The organism is Clostridioides sp. ES-W-0016-02 (assembly GCF_020641035.1).
Taxonomy (GTDB): domain Bacteria; phylum Bacillota; class Clostridia; order Peptostreptococcales; family Peptostreptococcaceae; genus Clostridioides.
Window position 1 is genome coordinate 1283468 of the sequence record NZ_CP061361.1, and the last position, 13092, is coordinate 1296559.

The following is a 13092-nucleotide window of genomic DNA, read 5'->3' on the forward strand; positions in this document are numbered from 1 at the left end:
AATATAAAAATAAATTTTCATTAAAAGTGAGAATAATATTAGAAAATATAAAGGTTATTAAAAGGCCTAAATTTCATGAGGAGATGATTAAATGGCAAGTGAAGTATTACAAAAAACAAGAAAAATAAATAAAACATTACAAACAAGTGGTGGAAGCAGTGTCTCTTTTGATTTACTGGCCGGAGCATTAGGAGATGTATTAAATTCTAATGTTTATGTAGTAAGTGCAAAAGGTAAAGTTCTAGGGCTTCATTTAAATGATATTGAAGATAGCTCAGTTATAGAAGACGAATATACTAAGCAAAAAAAATTCTCAGAAGAATATACTCAAAACTTATTAAAAATTGATGAGACACTAGAAAACTTAAATGGTGAGAAGATATTAGAGATTTTCCCTGAAGAACAAGGAAGATTACAAAAATATACTACTGTAGTACCAATATTAGGAAGTGGACAAAGACTTGGAACATTAGTACTTTCAAGATATTCAATGTCATTTAATGATGATGATTTAGTGATAGCTGAATACAGTGCAACTGTTGTTGGTCTTGAGATATTAAGAGCAATAGGTGAAGAATTAGAAGAAGAAATGAGAAAAAAAGCTGTAGTTCAAATGGCAATAGGCACTCTGTCCTACTCTGAGCTTGAAGCAGTTGAACATATTTTTGCTGAATTAGACGGTAAAGAAGGCTTACTTGTAGCAAGTAAAATAGCTGATAGAGTTGGTATAACTAGGTCAGTTATAGTAAATGCACTTAGAAAATTTGAAAGTGCAGGTGTGATAGAATCAAGATCATTAGGTATGAAAGGAACTCATATAAGAATACTTAATGATAAACTTACAGATGAATTAAAAAAATTAAAAAACAATCAATAATCTAAATTTTATAGATTGTGATTAGAAAAGGTATCTATTTCAAATAGATACCTTTTTTAGACGGATTATTGGGATAATAATCATGAAATATTTTTTTTGAATAGGAGTGGGAATATGCCTTTAGCAGATAAAATAAGACCAAAAACAATGAATGATGTAATAGGTCAAAGTCATATAATTGGTAATGGAAAAATACTGTCTAAGATATTACAGATTAATTTTTTGCCAAATATGATATTTTTTGGTCCACCAGGTGTTGGAAAAACTACTGTAGCAGAAATTGTCGCAGAAAAAAGCAATAAAAATTTTTATAAAATAAATGCCACTAATTCATCACTAGAAGATATAAAAAAAGTAATAGCAGAACTTGGAAGTATAAGTAATATAAATGGGGTTTTACTATATATAGATGAGATACAAAGTTTTAATAAAAAACAACAGCAGTCGATATTAGAATTTATGGAAAATGGTAGTATAACTTTGATTGCTAGTACTACAGAAAATCCATATCATTATGTATATAAAGCTCTTCTAAGTAGAGCGACTATATTTGAATTTAAGCCTTTAGAAAAATTAGATATAGAAAAAGGCTTAAGAAGGGCAATTGAAGTTTTAAATGAAGATAGTTATATGGATATTGAATGTAATAATGATGCTATTGAGGATATAGCTATTATCTCTGATGGAGATATGAGAAGGGCTTTAAATGCTTTAGAATTAGTAGTTTATTCAACTAAACCAAATATAGATAACATAATCTATATAGATTCAGATGTAGTAAAAAAATCTACATTTAATAAAATTATAAACTATGATAAAAATGGTGATAGTCATTATGATATTTTAAGTGCATTTCAAAAATCTATAAGGGGAAGTGACCCGCAGGCATCCATACACTATTTAGCAAGACTTATAAAAGGTGGAGATTTAATAAGTATCTGTAGGAGACTTTTAGTAATAGCTAGTGAAGATATAGGTTTAGCTTATCCAAATGCAGTTGTTATTGTAAAAGCCTGTGTAGATTCAGCTATGCAACTTGGATTTCCTGAAGCAAAAATACCATTAGCAGAAGCTACTGTTCTTTTAGCTACATCGCCAAAATCTAATTCTGCATGTATGGCAATAATGAAAGCATTAGATGAATTAGATAGAGAATTTGTTAAAGACATACCAAACAGTATAAAAGATGCTCATTATTCTGGTTCTAAAGATATAGGTAGAGGATGTGGATATAAATATCCTCATAACTTTAAAAATCATTATGTAAAACAACAGTATTTACCAGATAGCATAAAAGATAGTATTTACTACATACCACAAGAAAACAAAACTGAGAAAAATATAAAGAAATATCTAGAATATTTGGATAGCGATTTTTAAGTTGAATTTTATGTATCGGGGGTAGATATTATGATTATAAAGGTTAACTCAAGTTATCATAGTAGAGTTATGAAATATTTAAAAAAAGAACCTGAGTACAATTTATTTATAATAGGGGATATTGAAAGATATGGATATGGAAATAACTTTTTAAATTTATGGGCAGATATAGGTTTAAATGGTGAAATCAGAGCAGTACTACTTAAATATTTTGAATTTATGATGTTTTATTCAGATGGAGAGTATGATGTTGAAGGCTTTTATGAATTGCTTTGTGACACTGATTACGAAGAAATTTCTGGAAAAATAAGTGCTGTAGATGCTTTAGCAAAGCGATTAGGACTTAATAATCTAAAAATAGTTGATTTTTGTAAGCTTCGAACTAAAAAATTTTTAGTTGACAATCATTGTAATGAAAAGGTCAAGAGAATTAGACTTGGAAATCTAAAGAAAACAGTTAGGCTTTATGATTTGATAGATGAATTCCACAGTACAACTTTAGATAGTTTAAAAAATGGTTTAAGAACAGGTAGAGGATATTGTATAGAGATTAACAAAGAAGTAGTATCAATGGCAAAGAGTACATCAGAAAACAGGACTCATGCAATGATAATTGGAGTAGGTACACATCCTAAATATAGAGCTAGAGGGCTTGCTACAAAATGTTTAATTAAACTATGTTCAGAACTTTTAAGAGAGAATAAAATGCCTTGTTTGTTTTATGATAATGAAGAAGCTGGAAAGATATATAAAAAATTAGGATTTGAAAACATTGGAAAATGGGGGATTTATTCAAAATAAAAAAATTAAAATTAATCTTGACAAAATTAGTAGGGTATAATAAAATTATGTTGAAAGTAATTCCTACTAAAACAGTATGAATTAGATTTCTATATAGAGGTGATAATGTATGAAGTTGTCTACTAAAGGTAGATATGGACTAAAGGCAATGTTTGAATTAGCACTAAATCAAGATAATGGACCAGTGTCATTAAAATTTATTGCTAAAAAGCAAAAAATATCGGACCAGTACTTAGAACAAATATTTTCATCTTTAAAAAAATCGGGTCTAGTAAAAAGTGTAAGAGGTGCTCAAGGAGGATATTTGCTTTCAAAGAATGCTGAAGACATAACAGTAGGAGATATACTTGTAGTATTGGAAGGTCCAGTTGCATTATCTGACTGTGTACTAGATGAAGATGTCTGTGAAAACTCAAACATGTGTGTAACAAAAATAGTTTGGGAAAAGATGAAAAAGGGTATAGAAGATGTTATAGATTCAATTACTCTTAAAGATATGATAAATGACTATAACAAAAATAAATTAGAAAATGATATAACAAATATAACTAAAAAATAGATTTGGAGATGAATGTAATGGAAAAAAGAAGATTGTATATGGATTATTCTGCAACAACACCTGTTAAAAAAGAAGTATTAGATGCAATGATGCCATACCTAACAGATTATTTTGGCAATGCATCTAGTTTTCACACATTCGGAAGAGAAGCAAAAGATGCTTTAGATAAAGCAAGAGAACAAGTAGCAGCCCTTATAAATGCTGAACCTAATGAAATATATTTTACAGCAGGTGGTTCAGAAAGTGACAACTGGACATTAGAAGGTGTAGCTTATGCTAATAAAAATAAAGGTAATCATATAATAACTTCAAAAATAGAACACCATGCAATACTTCATACATGTGAATACTTAGAAAAACATCATGGATTTGAAATAACTTATTTAGATGTTGATAGCGAAGGAAAAATTGATTTAAAACAATTAGAAGATTCAATAAAAGATACTACTATACTAATAAGTATAATGTTTGCAAATAATGAAATAGGAACTATACAACCTATTAAAGAAATATCTGAAATAGCTAAAAAACACAGTATATTATTCCATACTGATGCAGTACAAGCTTCAGGTAATATTCCAGTAGATGTTAAAGAATTAGGAATAGATTTAATGAGTATGTCTTCACATAAAATATATGGACCAAAAGGTGTTGGAGCTTTATACATAAGAAAAGGTGTAAGACTTCATAACTTTGTCCATGGTGGAGCACAAGAAAAAAGTAAAAGAGCAGGTACAGAAAATATACCTGCAATAGTTGGATATGGAAAAGCAGCAGAATTAGCTAAAGCAAATATGCAAAACCATGTTGAGACTTTAACTCGTCTTAGAAATAAGTTAATAGATGGTGTTTTAGAAAGAATACCTTATACAAGAATAAATGGTAGTTTAGAAAATAGATTACCAGGAAATGCAAACTTTGCATTCCAATTTATAGAAGGTGAAGGAATACTTTTACTATTAGATATGTTAGGAATTGCTGGTTCAAGTGGTTCTGCATGTACTTCTGGTTCATTAGACCCTTCACATGTATTACTTGCAATAGGTTTACCACATGAAATAGCACATGGTTCATTGAGACTTACAGTTGGAGATTTTACAACGGATGATGATATAGATTATATATTAGAAAATTTACCAAAAGTTATAGAAAGACTTAGAAGTATGTCACCACTTTACGATGATGCAAAGAAACAAGGATTAGTAAAATAGACAAAATAGATAAGACATAAAAAATAGGCATAAATTAATGTAGGAGGAAAAAATAATGCAATATAGTGATAAAGTTATGGAACATTTTATGAACCCAAGAAATATGGGAGAAATTGAAGGTGCAAGTGGTGTAGGTGAAGTTGGAAATCCTACATGTGGAGATATAATGAAGATATTTTTAGACATAGAAGGAGACATAATAAAAGATGTTAAGTTTAAAACATTTGGCTGTGGTTCAGCTATAGCAAGTTCTTCTATGGCAACTGAAATGATAAAAGGAAAGACTATAAAAGATGCATTAGACCTTACAAATAAAGCTGTTGCTGAAGCTTTGGATGGTTTACCACCAGTAAAAATGCACTGTTCAGTTTTAGCAGAACAAGCTGTAAAAGCAGCACTTATAGACTATGCTAAAAAGAATAATATCCATATACCAGAATTAGATGGATATGTTATAGATGATGCTCATGACCATGATATTGAGGAAGAAGAATAAAATAAGGAATAATTTTCCAAAAAAAGTTTAAAATCATTTTAAAAAAGTGTATAATGGTATAGTAAGATGAAAAATAGCCGTTTTAAAGAAAACGGCTATTTTTTATTGTTAAAACTGCCATTCTAGCCCGTTTTGGAAATTAATGAAATAATAAAAAAATATACACATCCATAATATTTAAACATTAAAAAATATAAAAAATCTCAGCAAATCAATCGTTTACGAGGATTTCATATAAAAATATATTTTCAGAAATTTTTACTTAAAAATGCTATTTTCTTTAAAAAGGCACATTTCAACTAAATACAATATTAGGGGGAACAGTTATGAAAATACCAAAGAGGATAGCAGCAATACTTACTATATCATTAGTAGCTAGTAGTGCGACAGCAGGCATATCAAGTGCTCAAACAAACAGTGATACACTTAAAGGTTCAGGTAGATGGGAAACTGCCATACAAATAAGTAAAAAAGGATGGGATACATCTAAAAATGTGATATTAGTTAATGATAATACTATAGTAGACGCATTGACTGCAACTCCTTTTGCTGGTTCTAAGAATGCACCAATTCTTTTGACACAAAACAATAAATTAGATGATAGAGCTAAAGCAGAAATAATAAGGTTAAAAGCAGAAAAAGTATATTTAATAGGCGGGACAAAAACTTTAGGTTCAGAGGTAGAGACACAATTAAAATCATTAAAAATTGATACAGAAAGAATCTCAGGAAATGATAGATATCAAACTTCTTTAGAAATAGCTAAAAAATTAGATGAGTCTCTTGGAAGAAAAACAAGTAGTAATATTTCAGAGATAGTTGTAGTTAATGGAGAAAAAGGTCTTGCTGACGCAGTAAGTGTAGGAGCTGCGGCTGCTCAAAATAAAATGCCAATAATTCTTTCTAGTCCAGAAGATGGAATAAAACAATCAAATCAATTTATAAAAGATAAAGGTATAAAAACATCTTATGTAATAGGAGGAGTGCAGTCGATTTCAGAAGCTACAAAAAGCACTTTACCTAGTCCTAAAAGATTATCAGGAAAAGATAGAAATGAAACTAATGCGGCTGTTATAAGTGGATTATATGGTTCAAAAGAGTTGAAAAATGCATATATAACAAAAGATGGTATGAATAAACAAGGAGATCTTATAGATTCATTAGCAGTAGGTTCATTGGCAGCAAAAAATAATTCACCAGTAGTTTTAGTTGGAAATAAATTAAATAAAGAACAAGAAAAAGTATTAAATACTAAAAGCTTAAAAACAGTTACACAGGTTGGTGGTTCAGGCAATGAGAATGCTTTTTCTGAGATAAAAAAATCACAATCTACAACAACATATGAAGTTAAAAATATAGAAGAGTTAAAAATAGCTTTAGATAAAGCTGATGCAAATGATATTATAAATATTAAGCCATCAGGAACTATGTCAAATGATTTATCATTGAGTACTAATAATTCAATTTCTGTAAATTTAAATGGTACATATACAGGTACGATAGTAGTAACTGCTCCAAATGCAGATATAGTAAATAAAGGTACAATAAATAAAGTTTTGGTTAAGGATAGTAAAGGTGGAACAATAATAAATGAAAGTGGAGCAAAAATAGAAAAAGTAGAAATACAAAATAATTCTAGCAATGTTGTAGTTAAAAACAACGGAAAAATAACAAACATAAAAAATGATGCTACAGGAACAAATATAAAAAATGAAGGAACAATAACTGACAAAGTAGAAGGTTCTCAGACTCCAAGTGTAGATGGCACTAAACCAGGTGGAAGTTCATCTGGAGGCTCTTCATCAAGTGGAGGAAGTTCAAGTGGTGGTTCATCTGTAAAAGATAAATTGATAACATCAATAACAGCACTTGATAATTCAATAAAAGTACAAAATGTAGAAAATGGAACAGAATTAAGTAAGTTAAACTTACCAAAAGAGTTATCAGCAACTGTGTCTGGAGTGGCTAATACAAAAGTAGGTGTAACTTGGAAAAGTACACCAGAATATGCTAGCCAAGTAGCAGGAAAGTATATATTTAGTGCAAGTCTATCAAGTGGATATAAGCTATCAGAAGGAGTATCACTTCCAACTATTACAGTAACGGTAGCTGAACCTGCTAAAGTGGAGACAATAAAGATTACTGATACTGATACATTAGAAGAAGCACTTGCTTTACAAGAAGATGGTCAAGTGTGGGAAATAAGTGGACAAATAGATGTTAAAAAGCCAGTTGTTATAGATAAAAAAATAGTTATAAATGGTATTAATAATGCTGAATTGAAAAAAGCTGTAGAATTTACTGATACTAAACCAGGGTACGAAAATATAGTAACAATAGACAGAAAAGATGGTGTAAAAATAAACAATCTAAAAGTAACAGGTTTAGATTCAGACAAATTAAATAAATCAGGAATGCATGTTTATTTATCACAAAATGTTGAATTAAACAATGTAACTTTAAATAATAATAAAGGGGCAGGTTTAATAGTAAATGGTTCATCAGTAATAGCTTCAAATCTTGTAACAAGTGGAAACGGATGGTATGGAGTTAATGTAGAATATGTAAAAGATGATGGAATTGTAAATGAAACTAATGCAAGTCTAGATTTAATAGGTGATTGTAAGATAAGTGAATATACTCCAATAAAAACTGATAACTATGATAAAGATAAAGTGATTGTTAATGGATATGGAGATTGTATATTATTACAAGATTCAAAAACTGCTACTTGGGGTAAAGCTTCTATAACTATAAATGAAAATAATGATATAGCTAATATAACGGAAGAGAATAAAATAGATGAGGATGAAAATGGCAGTATACCTAAGTTTGAAAGTGTAGATGGTAGAACTCCTGTAAAGATTACACTAAATAAAGGCAAAAATGATTATAATAATGTAAGAGTTCAAATAAGACCAGAAGAAGGTTCAGCAGAGTTAGGTGGAATACAACTAATTGCTAAGGATAGCAATGGAAACTGGTTTAACATAGTAAAAACAGGATGGGGACCAATGGAAGGTTTTCCATTACAAGGTGCAACAACAGAAGTTTATCTAGTTGGAAATAAAGAAGGTACTTATAAGGTGAAAATAGAACTAGTTGATGTTAGTAATTCTAAGAATATAATAACAGAAACAACAGCGTCAGTAGTGGTAGTTAATAAATAAAAAATTACCCTTAAATCTTTTAAAATTACCTAATAATATTATTTTTTTTAGAAAATAGAGCAAGCTATATTTTAAATAAATACAATGCTTGCTCTATATGGTATAATAATAAGTAATGCAAAAGATGAGGTGAAATTTGTTTATGAATAAAAAAGTAATGATAGGTATGAGTGGAGGAGTAGATAGTTCTGTAGCTGCATATCTTTTAAAACAGCAAGGATACGACGTCATTGGTGTTACTATGAAATTATGGCAAGACGATGACGAAGTTGAAAATGAAGGTGGTTGTTGCTCTTTATCAGCAGTTGAAGATGCTAGAAGAGTAGCAAATAAAATAGGAATACCATTTTATGTTCTTAATTTTAGAGAAGTATTTAAAGAAAAAGTAATAGATTATTTTATAGATGAATACTTAGAAGGAAAAACTCCTAATCCTTGTATAGCTTGTAATAAACATATAAAATTTGACGATTTTTATAAAAGAGCTAGACAAATAGGATGTGATTATGTGGCTACAGGTCACTATGCAAAAATAGAAAAAGATGAAGATACAGGAAGATATTTATTAAAAAAATCTGTTACAGATAAAAAAGACCAGACTTATGCACTTTATAATCTTACACAAGAACAATTAAAACATACACTACTACCAATAGGTGATTATGAAAAGGATAGAGTAAGAGAAATTGCTAAAGAAATGGGAATGGCAGTCCATAATAAACCCGATAGTCAAGAAATTTGTTTTGTTAAAGATAATGACTATGCAAATTATGTAAAAAAACATTCTGAAAAGCGTATTGAAGAAGGTTTTTTTGTAGATACTAAAGGAAATGTACTTGGAAAACATAAAGGGATACTATACTATACAATAGGACAAAGAAAAGGTCTTGGAATTACTTTTGGCAAACCAATGTTTGTAGTAGATATAAATCCAATAAATAATACTATTGTCCTTGGAGACAACGAAGAATTATTTAAAAAAGAACTTATTGCAAAAGATGTTAACTTTATATCAATAGACAAACTAGAAGAGCCATTAAGAGTTCAAGCAAAAATAAGATACTCTGCAAAACCATCACCAGCTACTATTTATAATGTTGGAGAAAATACTATTAAAATAGTATTTGATGAAGCTCAAAGAGCTATTACAAAAGGTCAATCTGTTGTAATGTACGATGGAGATATTGTAGTAGGCGGAGGAATAATAGAGAAAAGTTTATAAAAATATCCAAGAAACTTATAAAATAAGTAATATAGTCTATAAATCTAAAACAAAGTTTATAAAATAAATTTATTGTATATGAAAATATAGTATTGATTAATTTTGTAAAATTTAGTAATATAATTATTATATTAATTAAAAACAAATACAGTGATAAGGAATAGTAAAGTATTTGATGTCTTACAGAGAGAGGGAACATGCTGAAAGCCCTTAGAATAAAATATTTGAAGCAGCCTTTTAGTAGCAATTTTGAACAATGTACTTTGAATTAACAAGGTAGATTTAAGTAGAGATTGACGGTAGTTACGTTATAGCTAAGGTTTTCCGAAGATATCATAATTTTTTATGATAATTAGGGTGGTACCGCGATTGTCCTCGCCCCTATAAATTTATTTATAGGGACGAGGTTTTTTATTTAAACGAAAAAATATAATTTATTAGGAGGAACATAATATGGAAAAGATGGGACTAAACGAGATAAGAAGTAAGTTTTTAGAATTTTTTGAGTCAAAAGGTCACTATGTAGCAGATAGCTATTCTTTAGTACCAAACAATGACAAGAGTTTATTGCTTATAAACTCAGGTATGGCACCTTTAAAAAATTATTTTTCAGGTGTAGAAGTACCTCCAAGTTTAAGAATGTGTACATCTCAAAAATGTATAAGAACTGGAGATATAGAAAATGTAGGTATAACTGCAAGACATGCCACTTTTTTTGAAATGATGGGTAACTTCTCATTTGGAGATTACTTTAAAAGAGAATCAATTAAATGGGGATGGGAATTTGTCACAGAATGGCTAAGTATCCCAGAAGATAAAATATGGGTAACTGTATATGAAGAAGATGACGATTCTTATGATATATGGGCAAAAGAAATGAATTTTCCAGAAGAAAGAATGGTTAGACTTGGTAAAGATGATAACTTCTGGGAGATAGGTACAGGTCCTTGTGGTCCTTGTTCAGAAATATATTTTGATAGAGGAGAAGAATATGGATGTGATAATCCAGACTGTAAACCAGGTTGTGATTGTGACAGATACCTAGAATTCTGGAACCATGTATTTACTCAGTTTGATAGAGATGAAGAAGGAAACTATAGTTTATTAGAAAGTAAAAATATAGATACAGGTATGGGCCTTGAAAGAATGGGATGTATCATGCAAGGTGTGGACACTATCTTTGAAGTAGATACTATTAAGTCTATATTGGAAGCAGTTGAAAAGTTAACAGGAGTAAAATATGGAGTAAATCCAAAAAATGATATATCAATAAGAATAATAACTGACCATATAAGAGCTGTGACATTCTTAGTTAGTGATGGAGTACTTCCATCAAATGAGGGAAGAGGCTATGTTCTTAGAAGACTTCTTAGACGTGCTGCTCGTCATGGTAAACTATTAGGTGTAAAAGAATTATTCTTACAAAAACTGATATATGAAGTTATAAAGGTAAATGATAAAGCATATCCAGTTTTAGTTGAAAAAGAAAGTTATATTAAAAAAGTTGTTGGAATAGAAGAAGAAAAATTCAATGAAACTATAGACCAAGGAACAGAAATATTGAACTCATATATAGAAGTATTAAAGAATGAAGGGAAAACTGTTTTAAGTGGTCAAGAAGCCTTTAAACTGTATGATACTTATGGATTCCCTATAGACTTAACTAAAGAAATTTTGGAAGAAGAACATTTATCTGTAGATGAAGAGTCTTTCAATGAAGAAATGGAAAAACAAAAAGAAAGAGCTAGAAATGCTAGAGGAAATATGGATGGAGAAAGTTGGAAGGAAGACCCTCTATCAAAATTAGAGTCTACTATAGATAGTATGTTTAATGGATATAGTGAATTATATGGTGAAGGAATTATTGAAGCTATAGTTAAAGAGGATGAATTAGTTCAAAATGCAAAAGAAGGTGATAAAGTATCTATAGTACTAGACAATACTACTTTCTATCCTGAAGGTGGAGGACAAGTTGGTGATTGTGGATTAATAACCAACGAAAATTTAGTAGTGGAAGTATTAAATACTAAAAAAGGTGCTAATAATAGTATAAAACATATAGGTATAATAAAATCAGGAAAAATAAGTAATGGAGATAAAGTAAAGACATTAGTAGATAGAGATGTTAGAATGTCTGCTGCAAGAAACCATAGTGCTACACATTTACTTCATAAAGCACTAAAAGAAGTATTAGGAGAGCATGTTAATCAAGCTGGTTCTTTAGTTACTCCAGATAGATTAAGATTTGATATTACTCACTTTGAAGCTATATCAAATGAAGAATTAAAAGTTATAGAAGAAAAAGTAAATAATGTTATTTTATCATCTTTAGACATAAAATGTGATATTATGAATATAAAAGAAGCAAAAGAAAAAGGAGCTACAGCACTATTTGGTGAAAAATATGGTGATGAAGTAAGAGTAGTTTCTATGGGAGATTATTCTACAGAACTTTGTGGAGGAACTCACTTGACAAATACTTCTCAGATAGGAATGTTTAAAATATTGTCTGAAGGTGGAGTAGCAGCAGGAGTAAGAAGAATAGAAGCAATAACAGGAAAAGCTGTTTATGAATACTTAAAAGAAAAAGAAGGAATTATATCTGAAGTTTGTGTAAATTTAAAATCTAAAGAAGATAATTTAATTCAAAGAATAAGTTCTTTATTAGAAGAAAATAAAAATTTATCTAAAGAATTACATGATATAAAGACTAAAATGAGTTTACAATCAGCTGATTCTATTTTTGATTCTAAGCTTGAAGTAAATGGAGTTAACTTAATAACTAATAAATTTGAAGGTATGGATATGGATACACTAAGAGAAACAGCAGATAATTTAAGAGATAAGCTTGGCTCTGGTGTAGTAGTATTGGCAAATGTAGTAGATGATAAAGTTAACTTTGTAGTTACTGCTACTAAAGATGTGTTAGATAAAGGAATACATTCAGGGAATATAGTTAGAGAAGTTGCAAAAATAGCTGGAGGAAAAGGTGGAGGAAGACCTAATATGGCACAAGCAGGAGCTAGTGACATATCTAAGGTTGACCAAGCTCTAAGCTATGCAAGTGAGGTTATTAAGACACAAGTTAAATAACATTCACTTAAGGAGGTTTTTAGTTTGGAAAAAGATTTAGACTACACTATGAAATTTGAAGGAATACCAGAAGATAGAATGAGTGTGGGAGATACGATAGATTTTGTATATAAAGCACTAGTTGAAAAAGGATATAACCCTATAAATCAAATTATAGGGTATCTCCTTTCTGGCGATTCTAGTTATATAACTAGTCATAAAAATGCAAGAGCTATAATTAAAAAATTTGAAAGAGATGAGATACTTGAAGAAGTAATCACGCACTATCTGAATAGAAAGTAGG

The 13092-nt window shown here is 29.5% G+C and carries 10 protein-coding genes and 1 other annotated feature; all 10 genes read left to right on the forward strand.

All coding sequences use genetic code 11. The features are described from left to right. Positions 1-91 precede the first annotated feature (91 nt). The 10 genes from codY to IC758_RS06320 all read left to right on the forward strand — a co-directional run bounded on the left by codY (position 92) and on the right by IC758_RS06320 (position 13091). Positions 92-877 carry a GTP-sensing pleiotropic transcriptional regulator CodY gene (codY, locus tag IC758_RS06275; RefSeq protein ID WP_227434185.1) on the forward strand — a complete coding sequence of 262 codons (786 nt, stop codon included), beginning with the start codon at positions 92-94 and terminating at the stop codon, positions 875-877. A 114-nt stretch (positions 878-991) separates the two neighbouring features. Beyond that, the gene (locus tag IC758_RS06280) at positions 992-2257 is read left to right on the forward strand and encodes a replication-associated recombination protein A (protein ID WP_227860824.1); all 1266 of its coding nucleotides are present in this window, start codon (positions 992-994) and stop codon (positions 2255-2257) included. 30 nt (positions 2258-2287) lie between these two features. Further along, on the forward strand, positions 2288-3058 hold the full coding sequence (locus IC758_RS06285; RefSeq protein ID WP_227834646.1) for a GNAT family N-acetyltransferase: 771 nt from the start codon (positions 2288-2290) through the stop codon (positions 3056-3058). Positions 3059-3167: 109 nt separating this feature from the next. Beyond that, positions 3168-3617 (forward strand): RrF2 family transcriptional regulator, encoded by a 450-nt coding sequence (locus tag IC758_RS06290; protein ID WP_227434188.1) that lies wholly within the window; start codon positions 3168-3170, stop codon positions 3615-3617. A gap of 17 nt (positions 3618-3634) precedes the next feature. After that, positions 3635-4828, forward strand: a complete 1194-nt coding sequence (gene nifS / locus IC758_RS06295) for a cysteine desulfurase NifS (RefSeq protein WP_227834645.1) — start codon at positions 3635-3637, stop codon at positions 4826-4828. A 55-nt stretch (positions 4829-4883) separates the two neighbouring features. Continuing rightward, positions 4884-5324 carry a Fe-S cluster assembly scaffold protein NifU gene (gene nifU, locus IC758_RS06300; RefSeq protein ID WP_227434190.1) on the forward strand — a complete coding sequence of 147 codons (441 nt, stop codon included), beginning with the start codon at positions 4884-4886 and terminating at the stop codon, positions 5322-5324. Between the two features lie 326 nt (positions 5325-5650). Further along, complete coding sequence (locus IC758_RS06305) at positions 5651-8494, forward strand: cell wall-binding repeat-containing protein (protein WP_227834644.1); 2844 nt, start codon at positions 5651-5653, stop codon at positions 8492-8494. A 142-nt stretch (positions 8495-8636) separates the two neighbouring features. Further along, a complete protein-coding gene (mnmA, locus tag IC758_RS06310) occupies positions 8637-9716 on the forward strand; it encodes a tRNA 2-thiouridine(34) synthase MnmA (protein ID WP_227482242.1) in 1080 nt (359 codons plus the stop codon). A gap of 141 nt (positions 9717-9857) precedes the next feature. After that, positions 9858-10102 (forward strand) — a binding site (T-box leader). 67 nt (positions 10103-10169) lie between these two features. Continuing rightward, positions 10170-12809 carry an alanine--tRNA ligase gene (gene alaS, locus IC758_RS06315; RefSeq protein WP_227860825.1) on the forward strand — a complete coding sequence of 880 codons (2640 nt, stop codon included), beginning with the start codon at positions 10170-10172 and terminating at the stop codon, positions 12807-12809. Positions 12810-12833: 24 nt separating this feature from the next. Beyond that, a complete protein-coding gene (locus IC758_RS06320) occupies positions 12834-13091 on the forward strand; it encodes an IreB family regulatory phosphoprotein (RefSeq protein ID WP_003419418.1) in 258 nt (85 codons plus the stop codon). The last annotated feature ends 1 nt before the right edge of the window (position 13092 follow it).